Source organism: Sinomicrobium pectinilyticum (assembly GCF_003725735.1).
Lineage (GTDB): Bacteria > Bacteroidota > Bacteroidia > Flavobacteriales > Flavobacteriaceae > Sinomicrobium > Sinomicrobium pectinilyticum.
The window spans coordinates 96,035-119,983 of record NZ_RJTM01000002.1 but is presented as its reverse complement, the minus strand read 5'-3'; the positions used below and the strand labels follow the sequence as shown (position 1 = coordinate 119,983).

Genomic DNA, 23,949 nt, shown 5'->3' with positions numbered 1-23,949 from the left:
GAATGCCCAGGCAATTTTAACATAATGATGTAATAATGATGAGGTGGTTTTCTGAATAAAAGCCATACTTTTTGATTGTATTATCAAATAACAAGCAAAAATTTCACCAGATCCTGATCTTTGTCCAGTTCAAGCTTTTTCCGAAGACGATAGCGGTGTATCTCCACCCCCCTGGAAGTAATCCCCATTAAGGGTGCTATTTCTTTAGATGTGAGATTCATCTTCAGGTAACCGCATAATTTCATGTCTTTGGAGGTTAATTTCGGATAACGCTGTACCAGTCTCTTGAAAAAGTCGTCGTGAAGTTCGTTAAAATTTGTTTCGAAAACCTGCCAGTCTTCCTGGTTGTGTATGACCTCCGTAGTCCTGGCAATAAGGCTTTTTACCCTGTATTCGTTGACATTATCTTTTCGTATGCGCCGTAATTCGTTCTGGATTTCCAGAAGAAGTTCATTTTTCTTACTGATCATCAGGGTAGAGTTCATCAACTCTTTTCTTTTCAATTTCACTTCCTTCTCCAGGTTTTGCCGTTCCAGCAGTTCCATTTTTCTCTGGCTTTCCCGGTACATCCGCCTGGTAAGTTTACGCTGATGATCCTTGATAAGCCTTTTGTTCCACAGGAAGAACAGATAAATTATGGCGAAAAACAACAGAAGGTATATAACTTTCATGGCAGGAGACAAATACCAGGGAGGATGGATACGAAAACCATAATGAAGTGTAACCGGGCTGTCCATGTCAAAAGACACGGGCGAAACATCAATCCTGTAGTCTCCGTATGTCAGGTTTTGCAATGTTATCACCCCGTTGTCCACCCTGCCTTCCTGGGTAAGGGGCCCGGTTAAACGATATTGAAAATCCTGGCCAAAATGATCGGGATAATATACAAAAAAGCGAATATTTCCGGCATTGCGGAAAGCTATCCCGGGGTTCGCGGAAAAAGCATAGAGGGAATCTCCCGTTTCCACATGGTCTATCCGTACCCTGTCCGTTACGGTTAACGGCTGATTGTGCCATTGCCTCCTGTACTTGTGAAAATTGAATTCGGCAAAACCGTCGTTCAGGGTAAAGTAATAAAGAGAATCATTCCTCTTTACCACTTTTTCAAACAAAGGGGTCAGTCTCCTGCCAAGCTCCCGTTGCACGATTACCGTATCTTTCACGAGGTCGGTATAGATTACTCCGTTCTTTCCCGTATCGGTAAACCAGAAATGCCCCCCGTCCTGGTACAGCAGCTTTTTATCCTTGTATTTTTCAAAAGGAATAAATGCTTCCAGGTATTCTTTAACAGGATCGTAGGTATACCATTCTCCCGCATTATACAAGGTTATATCGTTCCCCACCCGGAACACCTGTGTCCTCAGGCTTTTTAATTCACCCTGATCGAACTCACGGATAGCTGTTGCTTTACGGTAATCATCACCAAGCCGGATACGAAAAAAGCCTTTGTAGGGATGCGATGCCCAAACGGTATGGCGGTTTTCAAAAACGATATTGTCTATCGGAAAATTTATCCCCTCTACCGGGCTCACTTCCCAGCCTTCCTCACCGTAGATATATACCACCAACCCCACATAAGTGCATTGTATAAAAGTATCATCTTTACCGGGCACGCTGCGTATGGCATAACCGCCGGAAAAACGAGAAATCCGGTCAAATGTATTATTGCTTATATCATATGTGCCCGAATTATGGCCGCAAAGCAGTCTGCCGTTAACCACTTCCAGGTCCCACACATGCCCCTGGGAGTTTTCCAGGAAAACCATTTTATCCCCTTTAAAATAATACACACCGGTATTGCTCCCCATATAAACAGTGTTGTTATAGAAAGCAATGTCATAGACGGTCCCCAGTTCCCCGGTCTCGTCTTTAAAGAAGGTAAATTCCGAATTTACTTTTACTACGTCCACACCGTTGTCCAGGGCCAGCCATAGCTTATCCCCGCTGACATCAACCCCCAATACCGTATTGTTCTGCAGCCCCAGGTGCCTGTTGATATACTGGCTGGTCCGGGTAGCCCTGTCATAAATAATAACACCGTTCTTTATGGTACCGAAAGCAATGCGGTTTTCCCCCACAATGCAGATCTTATTAAGTTCATATGCGGAAAGTTCTTCATTGATTTCTCGGTCCCACCGCTGCAGTTTATGATGCCCGGGATCATAACTGAAACACCCGGCGGATTTCGTTCCTATAATAAGTTTATCCCCGTCTGCAACAATATCGGCTACGGGATTGCCGATGTTTTCGGTTTCGGGAAGTGGTACCAGTCCGTCTTTTTCCGTATAGCGATGTACCCTGCCGGTATTTTCTCCGAGGATAAGGGCTTCGCCGGATGACATCATTTTGGTTATGATAAAACCCGGCTTCAATACGGTTATCTTTTCTCCGTTATAGATATACACCGTAGCGAAGGAACGGAATACGATGTTTTCTCCCCACCTGGTTATTTCCCAGAACTCTTCATCCCTGAATTCATGGGCTACATCTATTTGTGAGGTTAATGAAGTATACTCAAATTCCCCGAGTTCGTTTTTCTTCCAGTATCCGAACTCTTCATACGACCCGGTATACACTCTGTCCCCATCCCGGTATACCGATCGTATAATGGTATTATTGGGCAGCGTATACAATTTCCAGTACTGCCCGTTAAACACGAGTAAGCCCTGGTGATTTGCCACAAAAGTGAGCCCTTGGTCATCGGTGGTTATATCCCAGTTCTGATTGGCGGCATGATAGTCATTCACGGAAAAATTGCTCACCGGAAGAACAGCCTGCTGTGCATACGAAAACCGGACTCCCGTAACCAAACAAATAAAAAAGAAGAAATATAGTGTAACACGTGGCCCCATGTTTAGTCTATAATAATTAGTAACCGTATTTCCTGAAACGGGCAATACAGTCGTAAACAACCTGTAAATCCGGACCATAACCGAAAAGGAATACAAAATCCGGAAAATAATGGAAATTAAATTAAACCTTTTGTAACATTTAACGTCAATAATACGTATAACCAACTGCATAAGCAATTATACACATAAAAAAATCAAGGAGAAGATTAGATGAGACAGCTTAAAATTACGAAGCAGGTAACCAACAGGGAAACTGCTTCCCTGGATAAATATCTTCAGGAAATAGGGAAAGTTGACTTGATTACTGCAGATGAAGAGGTAGAACTGGCACAACGTATCAAAGCCGGGGACCAACGCGCCCTGGAAAAGTTGACGAAAGCCAACTTGCGTTTCGTGGTTTCCGTAGCAAAGCAGTACCAAAACCAGGGGTTGACCCTTCCCGATCTTATCAACGAAGGTAATCTGGGATTAATTAAAGCCGCACAGCGTTTTGACGAAACCCGTGGTTTTAAATTTATTTCGTACGCAGTTTGGTGGATTCGCCAGTCTATATTACAGGCATTAGCGGAACAGTCGCGTATTGTACGTTTGCCCCTGAACAAGATCGGATCTATAAACAAGATCAATAAGACCTATGCATTCCTCGAGCAGGCACACGAACGTGTTCCTTCTGCCGAAGAAATTGCCAAGGAACTGGACATGACCGTAAATGACGTTAAAGAATCCATGAAGAATTCCGGGCGTCACGTTTCTATGGATGCCCCTCTTGTAGAAGGTGAAGATTCCAACCTGTATGACGTTTTGCGCAGCGGAGAGTCCCCTAACCCGGACAAAGACCTCCTGCACGAATCGCTTCGTACGGAGATCGAAAGAGCACTGGAAACCCTTACACCAAGGGAAGCGGATGTTATCCGTTTGTATTTCGGACTGGGAGACCAGCACCCGATGACCCTGGAAGAAATAGGAGAAACCTTTGACCTTACCCGTGAACGGGTACGCCAGATCAAGGAAAAAGCTATCCGAAGGTTGAAACATACCTCCCGTAGTAAAATATTAAAAACCTATCTGGGTTAACCCGTTAAAGCCGTACGGCCGTGCGGCTCAACGAGGATCACCCGGAAAATTGAGGTAAACCATCGGCCTCAACGAGAAGGTAACAACAGTTTATCATAACTGTTCGTTTTTTGATTGATGGATGAACTCCGGTTGATAACCGGAGTTTTTCTTTATAGCCATTCCTCACCAAAGTCAAAGATTTCCCCTATTTTTGCCTCGACAAAAGACAACACGTAACAATGGATCAAAAACTCATAGCCCCTTCCGTTCTGGCAGCCGATTTTGCCAACCTGCAACGCGATATTGAAATGGTTAACAAAAGTGAGGCCGACTGGTTTCACATCGATATTATGGACGGGGTATTCGTGCCAAATATATCCTTCGGTATGCCCGTACTCGAAGCCATAAATAAACACGCCGAAAAAACAATCGATGTACACCTGATGATCGTTGATCCGGACCGGTACATCAAAACTTTTGCCGGTCTCGGTGCCAATAACCTCACTGTACATTATGAAGCATGTACCCATCTCCACCGTACCTTACAGGCCATTAAGGCAGAAGGCATGAAAGCCGGTGTGGCCCTGAACCCGCATACCCCTGTTACCTTGCTGGAAGATATCATCAACGATATCGATATCGTGTGCATTATGAGTGTCAATCCGGGGTTCGGCGGACAGTCATTTATCCGGAATACCTATAAAAAGGTTTCGGAGCTGAAGGAAATCATCCTCAAAAACAATGCTACTACCAAGATAGAAATAGACGGTGGTGTTACTTCGGAAAATGCAAAACAACTCGTAGATGCCGGTGCAGATGTATTGGTAGCAGGAAGTTTTGTATTCAAAAGCGAAACGCCTTTGCAAACCATAAAAGAACTAAAAAAACGGGCCAACAGTTAAACCGGGCCGGGAATAGCGTACAAAATCCGGGGATATATCCGTTCAGAAAGATATATCCTTTTTTTGTTCCCGGAAATTAATTGTAAGAAAAAGATTTTGGATTAAAGAGAAATTACTTTCGTCTTTAAAATCACGCTGTTTATTACTGAAACCATGTCGTATGTATAAAAAATTTCCTGCTTTTTTAAAAACATACTAACTTAAATGAATCAAAAAAGGGAAAGCTTTTTCCTTTAACCAACTGTTTTATCGACCCAAAATCTTTGATATCATGAAAATCTTACCTTACATGAGGCTAAAAGCCATTATTCTCCCTGCTGCATTAGTATTCGTTATTTCCTGTGCACAGAACGAAATGGAAACCGATCCGGAATTGGTAAACCCGAAGGCTGAACTGTCTACGGCAGCAGTATGGCGACAAGCTAATCTCACCAATTTTGAATCGTACCCGGACCCGGACAGCGACGAATGTATTTTATATAACGGTTGCCAATGGGCCGGTCAGTTCGCTTTTGTCTCCGGAGTCATGCCCGAAAGCTGGGTAGCATCACATAATATTATCGCCCTGCATTCCCGTGATGCGTATCAATACAAGTTAAAAACACTCCGCATAAGACAGGGAGACCGGCAAATAGATGCCGTCGTATACGACTTCTGTTCGGATACCGATTGCGATGGTTGCTGTACAACCAATGCCGATGAAAACGGTATTGGTTTTCTCATTGATATGGAAAAATACACCATGCAACGTTTCGGGTCCGGGTCCGGGATCGTAGAATGGACCTGCCTGGATTGTGACTAAACTTCCCGCCATTAAACATAATGGCATACGTTATTACTATCCTTTTTTGACAAAGAGGCCCTTTTTAAAGCCCGTCCTTTTCACCGGGGACGGGCTTTTAAAATTTCAATGTACACAAAAACGTCAATGATCTTACCGGTTTTTTATTGAAATTCCATTCTTTTTACTAAAAAATAACTCATCATCACTACATCAGTTTGTTAAAACCTTTCCGTCAGCCACTTCCCCGAACCAATTTAAACAACTAAAAAACAGAATATTAGAATAGCTCCATAAATAAAAAAACTGATCCTGTCTTACATCAAACCTCCCATCTGTGGCCTGATCTTTAATTTTATACCTGTTAACCGGAATACAAATGCTATGCATACCAAAACATTATTTTTATTGTTCTGTATAATGATCAGCTTTTCTTCCTGTAAAAACAAGGAGCAGGAAAAAGAGACACCTGAGGCCAAAAAGCCGAACATTATTTTTATCATGGCTGACGACCATGCACAACAAGCCATTAGTGCCTATGGTCATCCCATAGGACAGATAGCCCCTACCCCCAATATTGACCGGATTGCACGAAACGGGGCTATTTTCCGCAACAATTTTTGCACCAATTCCATTTGCGGTCCCAGTCGTGCGGTAATCCTTACCGGGAAACACAGCCATAAGAACGGTTTTCGCAAAAACGGGGAAAAATTTGACGGAAGCCAACCCACCTTACCGAAATATCTTAAAAAAGAAGGTTACCGGACCGCGATGATCGGCAAATGGCATTTACACGGTGCTCCTACAGGATTCGATTACTGGGATATCCTCAATGACCAGGGAAATTATTACAACCCGGAATTCATCCACGGGCGGGATACCGCTGTTACACCAGGTTACGCCACCGACCTTATCACGGATAAAACCATTTCCTGGCTGGAGAAAAATGCAAAAGAAGACCGGCCTTTCTTTGTTATGATGCATCATAAGGCGCCGCACCGCAACTGGATGCCCGCACTACGCCATGCGGCTATGTACGACTCGGTTAAATTTCCGTTGCCCGACAATTATTTTTCCAAACACGAAGGACAACTTGCCGCACAGCAACAGTTAATGACGGTTTACAAGGATATGTACGAAGGCCATGACCTTAAAATGAGTGTTGCCGAAGGAAGTACGGAACTGGCCAGTAATCCCTGGACCACTGATTTTGACCGCATGTCTCCGGAACAACGCAAAACCTGGGACAGCATTTATCTGCCGAAAAACGACGCTATGCACCGTGCCGACTTAACCGGAAAGGCTATGGCCGAGTGGAAAGCACAGCGTTATTTACAGGATTATATGGCTACCATAGCCTCGGTAGACGAAAGCGTAGGCCGCGTTTTGGATTACCTCGAAGAAAATAACCTGGAGGAAAACACTATCGTCATCTATACTTCAGATCAGGGATTCTACCTGGGAGAACACGGCTGGTTTGACAAACGTTTTATGTATGAAGAATCACTTCGCATGCCATTGCTTATGCAATATCCCGCGCATATATCCGAAAGGACAAATATCCGCGCCCTTACCCAAAACCTCGATTTTGCCTCTACCCTGCTCGATTTTGCAGGAGCTCCCATACCGGATGACCTTCAGGGTAAATCTTTCCGCCCCCTTCTCGAAGGACGTACCGGTCAGGAAGATTTCCGGAATGCCATTTACTACCACTATTACGGCTATCCGGACTTTCATATGGTAAAAAAACATTACGGGGTACGCACAGACCGCTATAAACTCATGCACTTCTATGACGATATCGACTCCTGGGAAATGTACGACCTGGAAACCGATCCGGGCGAAAACAACAATATCTATGATAGTACAAGATACCGCAACATCCGGGAACAATTGAAGGTAACCCTCGATTCCCTTCAAAAAGTCTATGGCATTACCAAAGATGAATTCGGACATGCCGATAAAAAACAGATAGAAAAGGCCTACGATTTTTTCAACAGCATCCGCGGAGAGCCTATGGAATAGATATTTCCCATCGTTAAGGATATATGCCCTCACCGAAACATGTTTTTTTGGTATCTTTATAGCCTCCCAAAAAAACGATCAGATGTATGCCATTGTCGATGTGGAAACCACCGGTCTCGGTGGAAATGCCAACAGGATTACCGAAATAGCCGTTGCCATACATGATGGCAATACGCTGGTGGAGGAATTTCATAGTCTTGTCAATCCCGAAGTTCCGATCTCTCCTTATGTAACCGGCTTAACGGGCATTGACAATGATATGGTTATGGATGCCCCGGTCTTTGCGGATATTGCCGATACCGTACTCCGGCTCACACAAGACAGGATATTCGTAGCGCATAATGTAAGTTTTGATTACAATGTCATCCGCAAAGAATTTCAAAGGAACGGCGGGGAATTCCGAAGAAAGAAACTGTGTACGGTACGGCTGTCCAGACAAATATTCCCCGGACTGAAATCGTACAGCCTGGGAAAATTGTGCAGTCATCTTAATATTCCCATACAAGACAGGCACCGGGCCAAGGGAGATACGGATGCCACTGTGATCCTTTTCGAGAAATTGCTTCAAAACGATACGCAGGGCATCTTTACCAAACAGTTAAATCCGCGCTCGGGGGAAATAACACTTCCCCCGCTGCTTCCGAAAAACGTATTTGACAAATTGCCCGAAACACCGGGGGTGTATTATTTTATGGATGAAAGGGATACCATTATCTATGTGGGAAAAGCCATTAACATCAAAAAAAGGGTCCTTGGTCATTTTTACGATAAAACATCCCGGGAAATTGCCCTGGCGAGAGAAACCGCACATATCGACTGTGAGGAGACCGGGAGCGAACTACTCGCCCTTATCCGGGAATCCACGCAGATCAGACAATACTTCCCGAAATTCAATACCGCCCAGAAAAAACCGGTAAAAGGTTACGGTATTATGGCTTATACGGACCGCAAAGGTATATTCCATCTCGGTTATAACCAGCTCAAGCTGGTCCCCGGCCCGCTCAGGGTTTTTTACATCGTTACGGAATGCCTTGCTTTCCTTGAACAAATATGTGAGGCATATGATCTTTGCCCGAAATTCACCCAATTGCAGACCAATGTACCCCACTGCTCTCATTATAAACTAAAAAATTGCAGGGGCATATGCCGGGGAGAGGAAAGCCCGGAGACTTATAATAAACGTGTTGAACAGGCCATACGGGACATCCGGGACCTTCAGGAGAATTTTCTTATTGTGGAAAAAGGGAGAACTCCCGATGAAAAAGCCCTCATTGAGGTACGGAACGGAAATTATGCCGGGTACGGGTTTATTCCGGAAGAAGAGCGCATAGAATATTATGAAAACTTCCGTGATTTCATCACGCCCCAAAAGTACAACAGGGATATTCAGCAGATCATAACCTCTTATCTTGCCCGAAACGGGGAAAAGAACGTTATATCAGCCATGGATCTTTCCGAATCGGGGAATTCGTAAATAACTTACCGGGAAGCCTTCATGCCAAACTTAAAACAGGCCTCCCGGGTAAGTATCATCAAACTAACTAATCTTGTATTAATGCGAAGTAAGGGTCGGATTTTTGTTTTGGCTAAAGATCCTGATTATCCCTAATAACCGGGGTTATTAGGTTGCAGGTTCGGATTCCTGGCCAGTTCATCACCGGGCAGCGGAAACAAATAATCCCTGGCCGGATCGAAATTCGGTTGTGGTTCAAGGCCATCGGGGCCGAACGCTTCTTCCCCGATCCGCAATCTCTTGATATCATACCAGCGTTTAAATTCAAAAGCAAGTTCAATCCGTCTTTCCCGGATCACCGTATCCCTGAACTGGTCCTGCGACAGACCACCCGGTACATCTTCCGGGTAAGCGGAGAGAACCCCTGCGCGATTTCTCGCTCTTTCCCGAAGCCTGTTGAGATAGCCTGTGGCTTCCGAAGATCCCGGGTTTATTTCATTAAGTGCTTCCGCCGCTATTAACAATACCTCTGCATAACGCATGGCTATATAGTTATGGCTGGATTGGCGCCCGTTGCTCCCTGCCAGTCCCGGATAACGGTAATATTTGGCAATATGCGGACGGTTGACCCCCCTGTCGGAAAAATTGGCAAAAACCGTATAAGGCATAGTCTCCCCGTTGAACACGGCAATGGTATCAAAACTCACTGCCCTCCGATAGTCCTTTTCGTCCCACTCCTCAAATACTTTCAATTGTGGTACCGCTACGGTCCACCCTCCTCCGATTGCCCTACCGGTCTCATCTTCACGTATTCCTGTCATAGAAGCAAGGTAATCCGTCCCAAGATTTCCGTCGGCATTCTGTCCTATGAAATCAATGGTAAAAAGGGGTTCCCGAAGCCCGGGCGCTTTATCGGCATTGAACAGGTCCTGGAAATCCGCATCCAGGGAAAGGCCGAAAGTACCTGCATTATCGATGACAAATTTCGCCTCGTCATATGCTTTCCTGTATTCTCCCAAGGTAAGATATACGGAAGCAAGATAAGCCGTAGCCGTAGCTTTTGATGGCAGGGACCTGTAAGGTTGTTCGTCCGGAAGCCATTTTTTGGCAAATTCGAGATCGGCAATGATCTTTGCATACACCTCCGCTTCCGGTGTTTTGGAAATATCATCCACATCGGAAACATCGGAAACGGCAAAATCAATGTAAGGGATATCCCCGAACATCCGGACAAGGTGATAATAGGCGAAGGCTCTTGAAAAACAGGCCTGTGCGGCAATGGCATTTACCTTTTCCGGCTCGTCATCTATCTGCCCGGCACCGGCAATAGCCTGGTTTGCAGCACCGATGATGGCATAGGAACGCGGCCAGAAACTGGCTACCATACCATTGGCATCATTCATTTCAAAATTATTGACATCTACCCGCATTGCGGAGGTTCCGAGATCTCCGATATCCGCAAGATCTCCCCGTAATAGCAGGGCCGTAGTTAATTTTCTTCCCCAATATTCTTCCGAAGCCATGTAGGCAAAACTTCCGTTAACGGCAGCCTGAAGGTCTTCCGTTGTCCGGAAAAATGTTTCCGGTGCAAGTATCCCCACAGGTTTTTCTTCGAGGTCGGAACATCCTGCAAACAGGGATACCAACCCAATACACCACAGTGTTTTATATATATTTATTTTCATGTCTTAATACCTTTTTGAATCTGTTAAAATTTTACATTCACTCCCATGGTCAACGACCGGACATTGGGGTAACTGCCGTAATCCAGCCCCAGGAAGGTATTGCCCCTTTCATCGTTGTCATTCCTGTAGTTAACTTCCGGGTCAGCACCGGGGTAATCCGTAAAGGTGAGCAGGTTCTGACCGCTCACAAAGAACCGTATCTTCTGAAATCCCAGTTTTTCCAGTATCTTCTCCGGAAGGGAATAGCCCAGGGAAAGATTTTTCAGGCGTACATAACTACCGTCATAGACAAACCTGGACGTTATCCTTTTTTCCCGTACGGCAGCTGCCGGCACATTGGTGTCCGTATTTTCGGGCGTCCAGGCCTTCAGTGCTTCGGTGGTGGCATTGGAATCTCCCGAGGCCAGCTCCAGAAGTGTGTAATTGAGGACATCACCTCCTACGGAAGCCTGAAAGAATACGTTCAGGTCGAAATTCTTATACGTAAAGGTATTATTGAGACTGGTAATAAAATCCGGATTGGGATCCCCGATAATGGTCTTGTCATCCGAATTGATCATGCCGTCCGGCATCCCGGTAAGATCGCCGTTGGCATCTCTTCCGTTAATATCCCGGAACAGTTCACCCCCGGGCTGGTTTTCGAATCCCTGCGGGACTTCCTGCCCTTCCTGAATGACACCGTCGTAAATATATCCGAAAAAGGACCCTACAGGTTCTCCTTCCCTTAGTATCTGCGAATCGCTTTGCAGGAAATGCCCCGGGGAGGAATCGATAAGAATGTCTTCACCATCCGGCAATTTTTTCACCTTGTTCCTGTTCATGGAAAAGTTGAAATCCGTATTCCAGCTAAAATTTTCACCGGAAATATTCCTGGAAGATATCGTTACCTCTAATCCCTTATTTTCCAAAACTCCAATATTCTGAATCTGGAAAGGGTTAGCCAGCCCGATATACTCGGGCAAGGGGCGCGCAAACAAAAGATCGCGCGTCTCTATGTTGTAATAATCCACCGTAAGGTTCAGGCGATTATCCAGCAAACCTATATCCACTCCCAGGTTGGTCTGGTAAGACGACTCCCATTTCAGGTTATCGTTGGCCAATACCGTTACAGCCACTCCGTTCACCAGGTTGTCACCTATAACGGAATAGATCTCCGAAAACCTGGCCAGGGTACCATATGCCGGGATGGATGGATTTCCGGTGACCCCGTAACTCGCACGCCATTTCCAGTTGGAAATCACACTGCTTTCTTTCAAAAATTCTTCGTTAGCCATGTTCCAGCCAATGGCCCCGGAAGGAAAAAATGCGTATTTGTTGTTTTTACTGAATGCGGAAGACCCGTCACGACGCCCGGTAAACGTCAGCATATACCGGTCGTCATATTCAAAATTCACCCTGCCGAACACGGAGACCAGTTCCCTTTCGGAAAGTGAGGATTCGGGTTGCAGGTAAACGGAGCCCCCGTCCAGGTTTCTGTAAGAGACGGAATTGGACACAAATCCCCTGGCCCCTGCAAATGATCCTTCCGATTTGTTTTTCTGATAGGAATACCCTCCCATTACCGTTAAAGAGCCTTCACCGATATCTTTTTTATAGGTCAGGTAGTTTTCTGACAACAGATTGGTAGACCTGGAATTACGTATGGTAGCTTCACCACCAACACCCGCCCCCGCGATAAGGGTAGTAGGGCGAAAAGTACCGGTGGTACTGTTGGACGTACTGTAGCCGAATGTCGTTTTGAATGACAGGCCTTCCAGGATAGTATAATCTGCATAAAAATTGGCCCTGTAGAGGTCCGAAATCCTCTCGTTCACATTTTCCAGGGCGGTGGCCACAGGATTGTCAATATCATCACCGAGTGAATTTATGGTATAATCGCCATTGGCATCATAAATACCCAGGTCCGGGGCAAACCGGTAAGCGGAAGATACTACTCCTGCCGCCCCCGCACCCCCGGAAGCTACCTGTGTGATAATTCCGTTTGCCGTATTCCTCCTGCCGAACATATTGAGGCCTACCTGGAGGTTGTCCGTTACATCCAGGTCTACATTACTCAAAAAGGAAAAACGCTGAAGATCGGAATTAATAATAATACCTTCCTGGTCGTAGAAGGTCCCGGATATATAATACCGGGCCGTATCGCTCCCCCCTGAAAAGGAAAGCTGATGACTTGCTATACTCCCGGTATGGTATATCTGATCCTGCCAGTCGGTATCGGCCGGGCCTCTCGTGTAATTATCATTGTACGAAGCCCGGTATGCCGCAAACTGATCGGCGTCCAGAAGATCTATCCTGTTGCTGATCTCCTGGACGGAATACGTGGAATTCAGTTCTATGGAAACTTTCCCCGGTTTTCCTTTTTTGGTCGTTACCAGTATCACCCCGTTCGATCCGCGCGAACCGTAAATAGCGGTTGCAGAAGCATCTTTGAGTATTTCCATGGAGGCTATATCTTCGGGAGGAGGCATAGAGCCTCCCACGAACCCGTCCACTACAATAAGCGCATCGCTGCTGGCATTGATTGATGTTCCGCCGCGTATACGTATTTTAACGGGAGCTCCCGGCTCTCCGCCGTTATTCGACTGCACGGCCACCCCGGCAGCACGTCCCTGCAAAGCCTGCTCAGCACTTAAGGCCGGGTAGGCTGCCAGTTCTTCCGCTTTCACGGAGGACACCGCCCCGGTAATATCGCTTTTTTTCTGGGAACCGTAACCGATAACAACTACCTCATCCAGTTTACTGACATCTTCTTCCAGCACCACATCTATTTGCTGCCGGTTTCCTGCGGTAATCTCTTTGGTAATAAACCCGATATAACTGAATTTAAGCACGGCCGTACCGTCCGGAACAGTGATCTCGTAAAGCCCGTCCCAGTCCGTAGTGACCCCTGTGGTGGATCCTTCTATCACCACGTTCACCCCCGGTAGCGGCTGGCCATCTGAAGAACCGGTTACCGTACCGGTTATTTTTCGTTCCTGCGCCGTCAGGGCAGTGCATGCAAGCAATAAAAATCCGAAGACATACTTCCCTTTCTTACTTATTATCATGTGTTTTGGTTTTGATTGGTTTTTACTATTAAACAGGATATTCACCGTTCCCGAAAGCACTTCCTGTATTCTTTTTTCTTTCAGCCTTCCAAAATTAGGTATCCGGTCAGACGTAAAAGTTCGAAAATGGGTATACAAACATTCATACGGAACAGTTTTTAAGGGCACGGAAAAACTTCCGTCCTCGGGTCAGTTATCAAACCACAGCAGGGGGTGACGAACGGGAAGGTTACGTATTACTTCATCAACCCGGGGGTTGTGATCCAGTTTTTTCCAGGTATCCAGCCATTCTTTCCGGCGGAATTCTTCCGCCCCGAAAACGAGGAACGGATGCGCCACGGGCCATTCGTCCCAATACATGGTATCGGGTTCGAGATACCAGCGGGATTTGTCGGCGACAAACGGGTACAGGTATTCGATCCCTTTCCGTACAGACCTCCCGTCAGGTGTCTGGTAATGCCAAAGGTCATCGCCGGACCCGGATAATATGAGACATACCATAACCATGGCATCGAGATTGAAAAGAGAATATCCGTAAGCTTTTGTCCGGCCGATTTCACAGGGAAAACTACCGTCTTCTGCCATCTGCCCCGGAAGCAATATCTCTTTATAGCGTTTCCTGCAAAAATCCAGCAGCTCTTCATTTTCCGTAAAGCTGGCAAAACATGCAGCCTGCATAACCCAGCAGGTCCCGTGATTATTTTCTTTTCCCATTTCCTCTTTCCCGTAAGGGTGGGTCGTAAGCCATTGCAGGTAATCTGCGAACCACTGCCTGGCAGCAGCAAGAACATCACTGTCCATCATCTCCGATCGTTCCATACACTGCATTCCCCGGGCCACTTCCATAAGCTGTATCCCGTCAATAATACCTATACCGCGTCCGGTAACCCTCCCCTGAATGGCTTGCGCACATTTCAGGTGCGGGCTCATACGGGTTTTCTTATCTGCAAACCACGCCCGCAGATGGGGTACGGCATATTTTACATAATCATCTTCTCCGGTAATCTTATAGGCAGAAGCCAGGGCACCGATAATCCGGCTGAAACGGATCATGGCTTTCCGGTGGGCCACAAAATTATCCGGATTGGTAAGTCCGTCTTTTTGGATGTACGGCCCATCCGGGTTTTCCGGGTCCGGCCACCAGTAATCCCCTTCGGAGTAAAAATCATTTTTCCAGCCTGCACTCCGCGGCGAGATTTCCGACGTTACCGTCACCGGCTCCATTTCTTTTGCACGTTCCGCTTCCTCCAGTACCTGATCGTGAAGGACCTGTTTTGCCTCTTCATAATAATCCGCATTCTTTTCTCCCGAACACGCTGTTATAACCAGCAGTATCCACAGGACCGGGAAAACCCGTGCGCTTTTTGCTACAGGTCCTCCATATGACTTTACCGGGTACTTCTTATTGCCGATATGTTTATACAGGCCGATCATTCCGCTTCACCTTTGAGATCGAGAAATGCTGTCGGGATTCCTTCAGCTTTTACACTAATCACGCTACGCCCTCCATGCTTCCGGACGTTTATCACAGCCCTGCCGTTGTATAACTGTACCTTGCGCGAACCGGCCGAAGTACCGCGGTTATCCAGGAGTTTTCCGTCCCCGGTAAGCGAAAAGCGTACAAAGTTCCTTGCATCGAGACAGGCTATTCCGTCTTTGTCATATACACGGACGCCAACCGTTACCGTATCATTCTCTTCTTTTTCGATGGTGAGTTCCATACGTGCCGGGGCTTTCCATTTTGCTGTCTGATAACGGAACGAAACGCTGTCCGTAACTGTTTGTCTGCCCTTGCGGGCTATTACTTTCACCTCGTTCTTTCCGGGTTCGGGGACTACCATCCATCGTAATCCGGCTGCGGGAAAATCGCGGGAATTCCTTTTTTTTATCCCCCGGCTCTTTCCGTTGACAAAGAGTTCGGCCTCATCACAGTTAGAATATACCTTTATCATTTTCTGTTCTCCTTCATCGCCCCAGCGTACGGGCCAGGAATGTCCGTAAATATGAGCCATAGGTATATCGGTCCAGTAAGACTGAAAGACATAGAAAGCCTCTTTTTTGGTAAAATCCCGTTCTACGACCCCCTTCTGGTTCACGTAGGGTACGGGGTTCTCCGGTCTTAAGGGTGTGGAAAAATCCTTGAAGGGCCAGTAAGCCGTTCCGGTAAGCCAGGGCATGGTTTCCTGCTCTTTTAAGTGCCAGTCTATGAGGTTGCATATATAGCTTTCACTCCAGTCCCCGTCTTTGGAAACCCTTGCCGTCCCCCCGTAAAGTGAAGCATCTCCTTGTCTTTCGTCGGCTCCTTCTCCGGTAGTTATCCTCCCCAGTATTTTATCCGGGTTTTCCGAATGTCTCCGTGCATGGCTGTCGCCGCCCCATTCCACATGAAGAAAATGGTTTACCTTTTCGAATTCTTTCCTGCTCACCTGTTTGTATTCCGTATAGATACCGCGATACCATCCGGCCCAGATGGACGGAGAATAAACATCTACAATATCCTTACAGAAATCACAACGCCGTATAGCTGTTTTTCGCGACGGGTCGAGTGTATGGGAAAGATCGTTGAGTTCGGACATAAAACCGCGGATAGCTGCTTTATCGAATTCGGCGAAATCGCCGGGCCAGTCATTTTCATTCCCCAATCCCCAGATGATCACGGAGGGGTGATTATAATGCTGTTCGATCATATTGGTCAGCATGCGCCTGGCCTGTTCTTTATAGATATCGCCTCCAAGTCCGCCACGGCACCAGGGGATCTCTTCCCAGACAAGAATACCCAGACTGTCGCACAGGTTAAGAATGGTACGGGATTGCTGGTAGTGACCGAGACGTATAAAATTGATCCCCATTTCCTTCATCAGCAACATTTCCTCCCGCATCTGTTCGTCGGTCATGGCATTGGCCACTCCGGCATGGTCTTCGTGCCGATGTGTTCCGCGCAGTAACAGTCGTTCTCCGTTTAACCGGAAAGGTCCTTTTTCAACAAACTCAAAATGGCGAAAACCTGCCTTTTCCGAATAACGTGCTGTTCCTCCCTTTGTTTCCACCTCTACTTCCACGGTATAGAGGTTAGGACTTCCGGGGGACCAGAGTTCCGGTTTTTTAACGACAGTTTCCCATAATGGTACTTTTCCCGCCAGCCCTTCCAGTTTTTTTTCATACTTCCCGATATGTTTCCCACTGGGATCGAGAAGCCGGATATGTACGGTTGCTTCGTTAACCTTCAGGGGATCGTGAAACCGGGCCCTGATATCCAGTTTCCCCAGCTTTCCCTTTACATCGGTTTCCGCACGGACAAAGATATTTTCGGCGGACACTTCAGGGGCATACACCAGGTTCAGGTACCTGTAAATGCCTCCGTAGAGATTAAAATCGGACATATCGGAAGGTATCATTTCCAGGTCCCTGGAATTGTCGCACCGTATCGCCACCGGGACCCTTCCCTCAAAACGGGACCCGTAATCAGCAGTTTTCCGGAAGGCCTCCACGGCTTCGGTAATATCTACTGTCCATTCGTCATACCCACCGACATGTTCTCCTACCCTGGTGGTGTATACATACACTTCTGTTTTTTGCCCGGCACCTTCGAAACGGAGCAATATACGCCCGCCGGGAAAAGGATTATCTATTTCCAGTTGTGTTCGGTACCATCCGGGGCCCTGGTAATAATTGACATCCGGGTCTACGGCATCTTCCGCATTAAAACTATGTGGCAGGGATACGGTTTCCCAAACAGGAACTGCTTCGGGACTTCCTTTCTCTGCGGGTCTTACGGCTTCCCAGATCCCTCCGAGGTCGCCCTTGAGGAATTCCCACCCCTCACTGATCCTGACGGAAGTACTGTCCTGGGCATAATTTCCGGTACTGGTAAAAAAGGTAATAATGGCAAAAACGAGAAATGATCGGGCCATGAGTAAAGTTTAATTAGGATTTTATTTGCTGGATTCTCTATACACTATGAAAAGTTCCGGTCGGTCTCATCGTACATCATTCCGGATACGCTTCAACTGAGATATATGATCAACAGTCCCATGATCACAATCAATGCCATGAGGGCCAGTTCTGCCGACCGGATACCGGATTTTCCGTTTTTCATGCTTCAAAAGTAGAAATAGGGAAAGATGTAAAAGTTCGAAAATGGGTGTACAAAGATCCGGTACACCCTCCGGGGAAAGCTTATTTACAGGAAAAATTATTATTCTACGTAATCCGCCGAAAATCTGTCTATGTATTCGGTTGGGGTCATCCCGAATTTTTTACGGAAGCACCTTGCAAAGTATTTCGGATTGCGAAATCCTACTTTATACCCTACCTGTGAAATATTGAGTTTATCCTGTTCGAGCAACTGGGCCGCCCTTTTTAAACGGATCTCCCGGATAAATTCGTTAGGTGTAAAATTGGTCCATGCCTTGATTTTGGTAAACAGCATGGTACGGCTTACCCCGAGTTCGGTACAGAAAGCAGGGATATCGAATTGTTCGTCTGAAATATTATCTTCAACGATCCGCAGGGCTTTTTTGAGCAGTTGTTCGTCCATGGAGGAGACGGTAATTTCTGACGGGGTAAGGTGGTCCTCGCTGGAAAATTTCTTTTTCAGGCGCTGGGTGGATTCCAGCAGGTTACGGATTCGCAGCAGAAACTCCTTTACATTAAAAGGCTTGCTGATATAATCGTCCGCACCGCTTTCCAGGCCTTCGAATTTATACACGAGAGAGGTCCTGGATGTTAACAAAATGACGGGGATATGACTGGTTTTAAGATTTTCCTTAAGGCTGGCACAGAGTTCCGTACCTACCATTTCGGGCATAATGACATCGCTCACAATGAGGTCCGGAATATATTTAAGCGCCTTTTTCATGGCCACTTTGCCATTTTCCGCTTCTATGACATTATAGTCCTTACGAATAAGATTAACGATGAAAGCACGCAGGGCGGCATTATCCTCAACGATCATCACGGTGTTTTTGGACTCATCCGTTACCAGATCGTGCACTTCCTGTTCTTCCTGCCATTCGATCTTTTCGGACTGGCCGGTATACAGGGAAATATCGTCACTGAATTTGAAATCGGTCAATATCTCTTCTCCGGAAAGATGTTCTTTACCCAGAGGTAATTTTACTTTAAATACGGCTCCCCCCGATTTACGGTTCTTTACGGAAATATTTCCCTTGTGCAATTCTACGTTACTCTTTGCGAGGGAAAGGCCTATACCTGTTCCTTTGTTATAGTTTTCCGGTTTGCCGGGCCTTCCTATTTCAAAGAAACGGTCGAAAATCCTGTCTATATAGGCGTCGGGTATCCCGATGCCGGAATCTTTTACTTCTACGATAAGATTTTTGTTTCCCCTTCCCACTTTCAATTTTATTTCCCCGCCATTGGGCGTATACCGGAAAGCATTGGATAGGAGATTATAAAATACGTGTTCCAGTTTATTCCTGTCGTAATATACCAGTATTTCCTCGTCCGGAGTTTCAAAGGTATAGATGTAATTTCCGGCTTTGGCATACTCGGTAAAGGAAAGGTATATTTCCCGGAGGAACTTAACGATATTCCCTTCGGCCGATTGCAGTCTGTACCGTTCGCTTTCCAGTTTCCGGAAATCCATCAACCTGTTGATGAGTTGCAGCAAATGATTGGCACTGCTCTCTATGACCAATAATTTTTTGTACATTTTATTGCTGCCCTTATAATCGGACAAAAGTTGTTGCAGCGGTCCGAGTATGAGGGTCAGGGGGGTACGGAATTCATGAGAAATATTAGTAAAGAACTGCAACTTGGTGCGGTTTATTTCTTTGACCCTTTCCCTTTCCAGATGCTCCAGCTCCAGCTCATGCCGGAGCCTGGCTTTGGACTTCATAATCCGTATTAACCCGTAAAGTGCCAGCACAATCAGCAGGGCATAGAGTGTAAAAGCCCACCAGCTCCTCCAGGGAGCCGGGCGAACGGTAATTTCCAATACTGTCGGGGTTTCGTTCCATACTCCGTCGTTATTGGCCCCTTTTACTTCAAAGCGGTATGTACCCGGTTTCTGTATCGTATAGGAAGCTTCCGTAGCGAACGTGGTATTCCATTGATCATCAAGACCTATAAGGCGGTAGGCATACTGGTTATTCGTAGCGTTTATGAAATTGGGAATGGCAAAATGGATGGAAAAATTGGCCTTGTCATAATTCAGGGTCAGTGCCCGGGTATAACTAATGCTCTTTTCCAGTATTTCGCCTTCCTGATTGTTGTTTACCGATTCGTTCCGGACCTTGAAATCGGTAAGTATGACCCGGGGGGTATAGGCATTGACCGCTATTTCAGCCGGATCAAAAGAGGACACTCCCATAGGGCCGCCGAAATATATCTTTCCCGAAGCCAGCCTCAGGCAGGCATTATCATTAAATTCATTACTTACCAGCCCGTCTTTCTGGTTATACAGCTTTGTTATACCGGTTCGGGGACCGTATTTTACGATCCCCTGGTTGGAACTGATCCAGAGATCCCCTTTTTCGTCTTCTATAATGCCATGTATTGCGGTTATATACTGATTATCCGTCCGCAATTGCTCATTGGTGAAGGTATTTCCGTCCCACCGGAACAACCCTCTCGACTTTGTCCCTACCCATACATGTTTCTTACTGTCTTTAAAAACAGTAAGGATATCATCGCCCGACAGTTTTTCCGGGTCGTAAAAGAAATGCTTTATTTCCGGGGTGCCCGGGTTCTTTTTATCAAAAACAAGCCGGTTGAGCCCCCGTGGCGTTCCGGCCCAAATAGTATCAGCATCTGCCAGGATGGTCCTTATCTGGTCGCTGGATATGGAATTAAGATCTTCCGGATCATGCCTGAGGACAAAAAAGGCTTTATTATTACTGTCATATCTTACCAGCCCTTTGCCGAAAGTCCCCAGCCAGAAGGTATCCGTATCGCTTTTTTCTATGGCATAAATCCCCACCCGGTCCAGAAAATCCCGGAATGGCCCGGGCAGTACATTTTCTGTAAATTTTCCGATCCGGGTATCATAGACTGCAATCCCGGCATTGAAAGTCCCTATCCACAATTGCTCTTCTCCCGTAAGGTACATGGATTTTATATTATTCCCCGGCAATCCGTTATGGACCTGTAGATAATCCACTTTTCCGGTTTCAGCATTTCTGACGGTTATTCCTCCTCCTTCGGTCCCGAAATAGAGGTTCCCCTGCCTGTCCCCTTCAATGGAGCTCACTACGTCATATCCGAGGCTATTGGGTTCTGTTGTACGGCGATAATTGGTAAAATTAACATTTGCTTTATCCCAGATGTTGATCCCGCCATAATAAGCTCCTATCCATACAGAACCTTTTTTATCGGTATATACGGATTTTACGGTATTCCTGCTAAGACCGGACATCTTCCCGGGCCGGTTCAGAATTTTCCGGACGGCACCATCCGGCGCTATCGTATTTATTCCGTTATACGTCCCGGCCCACAATACGCCGTCCCTGTCTATGGTAAGTGTCCGGACATCTTTGTCTATTTTTCCATCCGCCCCGTCTCCGGAAAATGGCCGGACTTTACCGGTCGCAGTATAAAGCTTATACAATCCGTTATCTTTGGTCCCTATCCAGATATCCCCCTCCGGGTCTTCTACCATATCCCGGACGTATAGCTCCGCACCATCCGAAGCCTTGTACGATTTGAAATAAAAAAGATTTCCCTCTCTTTTTAAAAGCCTGCAAATTCCCCGGGAAGTCCCTATCCAGATATCTCCGTTTGCAGTTTCCAGTACGGCAGATATAAAATTATCCGGCAAACTACGCGGTTCGCCAGGCGTAGCGGAAACGGTAATAAAACTGTCTTCTTCCGGATCATATAAGGAAATACCGTGGGCCGTACCCATCCAGATTTCCCCGCTGGCAAGTTCCCTGATACACAATACCATATTATTGCTCAGGGAATGCGGGGAATTGGTATGAAAATATCGTGTAAATAGGTCTTTCCGGGGGTCGTACCGGTTGAGCCCGTTATATGTTCCTACCCAGATATTACCGGAACGGTCTTCTTCCAGGGAAAGAATATCACTGTTGCTAATAGACAGGGAATCTTCCGGCATATTTCGGTAAACCGTAAAACTGGTACCGTCGTATTTGTTAAGCCCGTCGCGTGTCCCAAACCACATCTGTCCCAGCCTATCCTGCTTTATGGCAATTACGGAGCTCTGGGACAATCCGTCCGCAGTAGACAAATGGCGGAAAGTATATACGTCATTCTGGGACGTTACGGACAACGGCAAAAAAAACACGGTAAAAAGGAGGAGAAAAATACGGCCCATATCTATTAGTGTACAACATTCGCTACAAACCCGCTTCGTCAGGAGAAGCAAATCATTCTTCAAAAAGAACCCTGTAAATATTGTTAATATTTTACAAATTAAAAATAATGAGGCTCCTTAATTATCTATTTACTAATATTATTTTGAAATCAGGGATAAATATATCTATTCCGGGGAGTATTATAATCCGAAAACAGGATATTATTGTACGGATTCCATCGCCAGGACAATAATATAGCCTTTGAAATGAATTTATTTTCTACGTATTCTTCTCTATCTGTGTATAATAGAAAAATAATTTCTACATTTATCCAACATAATGTTAACCAAACCAGACAAATATGAAAAAATTTCTTGACTATCGTTCCCTGAACACAGATGTCGCTACACTACTCCTGCGGCTCATTTTCGGAGGGCTCTTTATCCGTTACGGCTATATGAAACTAATGTCTTATAACGATATTCTTCCCATGTTCGGAGATATTATAGGGATTGGTTCGGAATTATCCCTGATCCTGGTGATTTTTGCAGAATTCTTTTGCGGTATTCTGATCACCATAGGGCTGTTTACACGGTTTGCCGTAATTCCGATCTTCATTACCATGTGTGTTGCCTATTTTATAGCGCATGCAAACGATCCTTTCGACACCAAGGCCATCGCCTTCGTTTTTCTGCTTTTAAGTATCGTGGTCTTTATTCTCGGAGGAGGAAAGTACTCGGTAGACCGGGCATTCTTCAGAAAGAATTAATATTTAAGCACAGGATTGTCATTGTGCAATCCTGTGCATTTTTTTACAGTTCCATATCGTAGCGCTGCTCCACCAAGACCTTGTCAAATGATTCGGAAGGCACTTCTTCGCGGAGCCGGAAACCAAATCTTTCATACAGAGCTATGGCCGTTTCCTGTTCTCTTGTGGTCCAGAGATAGGCCCGGGAACATTTGATTTCCTTCATATATGCTATAAAAGACTGCATAAGTTTTTTTCCCAATCCGAAACCGCGATATTCAGGTAACAGAATAAAGTAACGCAGTTGTATCGCATGATCGCGGTGTACTCCGGACAGAAATCCCACGATCTGACTTCCGTCCTCACATACCCACGCCCGGTCCCTGGACGGATCATATTCCCGTAAAAACGCTGCCAGTCCCTCCAGGACATAGCTTTCAAATCCGCGGCCATAACCACATTCTTCGTTATATATTCTGCCGTGCAGGCAGGCCACATAGCCAAGGTCTCCCGGACGCAAATCGGTCCTTATATTAATCTTTGGCGGGTTTACGATATTTCGCATGCTTATTTTATGTTTCCGGAGTTAATATCCGTTTTATATTTTTCATTAGTTCTACTAACCGTTCCTTTTCTTTTCCCGATAATGGTTCCAGCAATCTCACAACCTGCCTGTCTGAAGCCCGGTTTAACCGGTTAAATTCGGTCTTCCCCGTTTCTGTCAGGAACAGCAGGTAAGCCCGTCCGTCTTCTCCGGACTTCTCCCTGGTCACCAGCCCGTCCTTTTCCAGTTTTTTCAGGATACGGCTCAGGTAACTTTTATCTATGTGCATACTGTCCATGATCTCCGATGCCATTATTCCTTGTTGATGGAAGATCTCATACACAACCCGGATCTCGGCAAGGGAGTACGGACTGTCGAGAAAATTCCGGTTGAGGAGACCTATGATGTCGGTATAAAAACGGTTGAATGCCCGTATCTCATCCACTAGGGCCTGTTCCATATTAGAGTGTTTTAAATAAAGGACAAATTAACATAAAATAGTTGACAAAATCAACTATTTAGGTATTATTATTTCTTTTGTTCCCGTTCTCTGAAAAAGTCGCTAACTTTGATAATCATC

Annotated in this window: 14 protein-coding genes; 6 read left to right on the top strand and 8 right to left on the bottom strand. The window is 46.0% G+C overall.

Annotated features, from left to right (window positions below; all coding sequences use genetic code 11):
• Nucleotides 1–83 precede the first annotated feature (83 nt).
• Nucleotides 84–2,852 (bottom strand): helix-turn-helix and ligand-binding sensor domain-containing protein, encoded by a 2,769-nt coding sequence (locus ED312_RS00555; protein WP_123214036.1) that lies wholly within the window; start codon nt 2,850–2,852, stop codon nt 84–86.
• Between the two features lie 210 nt (nt 2,853–3,062).
• Here ED312_RS00555 and ED312_RS00550 point away from each other — a divergent pair, with 210 nt between their 5' ends.
• The 5 genes from ED312_RS00550 (at nt 3,063) to ED312_RS00530 (ending at nt 9,090) form a co-directional block, all read left to right on the top strand.
• Nucleotides 3,063–3,926 carry a sigma-70 family RNA polymerase sigma factor gene (locus ED312_RS00550; protein WP_072317189.1) on the top strand — a complete coding sequence of 288 codons (864 nt, stop codon included), beginning with the start codon at nt 3,063–3,065 and terminating at the stop codon, nt 3,924–3,926.
• A 221-nt stretch (nt 3,927–4,147) separates the two neighbouring features.
• On the top strand, nt 4,148–4,810 hold the full coding sequence (rpe, locus tag ED312_RS00545; RefSeq protein ID WP_123214035.1) for a ribulose-phosphate 3-epimerase: 663 nt from the start codon (nt 4,148–4,150) through the stop codon (nt 4,808–4,810).
• Nucleotides 4,811–5,081: 271 nt separating this feature from the next.
• Nucleotides 5,082–5,612 carry a hypothetical protein gene (locus tag ED312_RS00540; protein ID WP_148044191.1) on the top strand — a complete coding sequence of 177 codons (531 nt, stop codon included), beginning with the start codon at nt 5,082–5,084 and terminating at the stop codon, nt 5,610–5,612.
• 363 nt (nt 5,613–5,975) lie between these two features.
• Nucleotides 5,976–7,616 (top strand): sulfatase family protein, encoded by a 1,641-nt coding sequence (locus tag ED312_RS00535; RefSeq protein WP_123214033.1) that lies wholly within the window; start codon nt 5,976–5,978, stop codon nt 7,614–7,616.
• 82 nt (nt 7,617–7,698) lie between these two features.
• Nucleotides 7,699–9,090, top strand: coding sequence for an exonuclease domain-containing protein (locus ED312_RS00530; protein ID WP_123214032.1), 1,392 nt, complete (start codon nt 7,699–7,701; stop codon nt 9,088–9,090).
• Between the two features lie 131 nt (nt 9,091–9,221).
• Here ED312_RS00530 and ED312_RS00525 read toward each other — a convergent pair whose 3' ends face one another.
• The 5 genes from ED312_RS00525 to ED312_RS00505 all read right to left on the bottom strand — a co-directional run bounded on the left by ED312_RS00525 (nt 9,222) and on the right by ED312_RS00505 (nt 22,097).
• Nucleotides 9,222–10,754: a RagB/SusD family nutrient uptake outer membrane protein gene (locus tag ED312_RS00525; RefSeq protein ID WP_123214031.1), complete on the bottom strand. Its 1,533-nt coding sequence runs from the start codon at nt 10,752–10,754 to the stop codon at nt 9,222–9,224.
• Between the two features lie 23 nt (nt 10,755–10,777).
• The gene (locus tag ED312_RS00520) at nt 10,778–13,801 is read right to left on the bottom strand and encodes a SusC/RagA family TonB-linked outer membrane protein (protein ID WP_123214193.1); all 3,024 of its coding nucleotides are present in this window, start codon (nt 13,799–13,801) and stop codon (nt 10,778–10,780) included.
• Between the two features lie 189 nt (nt 13,802–13,990).
• Nucleotides 13,991–15,235 carry an alginate lyase family protein gene (locus tag ED312_RS00515; protein WP_123214030.1) on the bottom strand — a complete coding sequence of 415 codons (1,245 nt, stop codon included), beginning with the start codon at nt 15,233–15,235 and terminating at the stop codon, nt 13,991–13,993.
• Nucleotides 15,232–17,712: a glycoside hydrolase family 2 TIM barrel-domain containing protein gene (locus ED312_RS00510; RefSeq protein ID WP_123214029.1), complete on the bottom strand. Its 2,481-nt coding sequence runs from the start codon at nt 17,710–17,712 to the stop codon at nt 15,232–15,234. The genes ED312_RS00515 and ED312_RS00510 overlap by 4 nt, the downstream gene beginning before the upstream one ends.
• Nucleotides 17,713–17,996: 284 nt before the next feature.
• Nucleotides 17,997–22,097: a hybrid sensor histidine kinase/response regulator transcription factor gene (locus ED312_RS00505; protein ID WP_123214028.1), complete on the bottom strand. Its 4,101-nt coding sequence runs from the start codon at nt 22,095–22,097 to the stop codon at nt 17,997–17,999.
• Nucleotides 22,098–22,438: 341 nt separating this feature from the next.
• On the opposite strand from ED312_RS00505, the gene ED312_RS00500 reads away from it, so the two are divergent.
• Nucleotides 22,439–22,846: a DoxX family protein gene (locus ED312_RS00500; RefSeq protein ID WP_123214027.1), complete on the top strand. Its 408-nt coding sequence runs from the start codon at nt 22,439–22,441 to the stop codon at nt 22,844–22,846.
• 43 nt (nt 22,847–22,889) lie between these two features.
• Here the strand turns inward: ED312_RS00500 and ED312_RS00495 are convergent, their stop codons facing one another.
• Both ED312_RS00495 and ED312_RS00490 read right to left on the bottom strand, forming a co-directional pair.
• Complete coding sequence (locus ED312_RS00495; RefSeq protein WP_123214026.1) at nt 22,890–23,390, bottom strand: GNAT family N-acetyltransferase; 501 nt, start codon at nt 23,388–23,390, stop codon at nt 22,890–22,892.
• A 7-nt stretch (nt 23,391–23,397) separates the two neighbouring features.
• Nucleotides 23,398–23,829, bottom strand: coding sequence for a MarR family winged helix-turn-helix transcriptional regulator (locus tag ED312_RS00490; protein WP_123214025.1), 432 nt, complete (start codon nt 23,827–23,829; stop codon nt 23,398–23,400).
• Nucleotides 23,830–23,949: the final 120 nt, after the last annotated feature.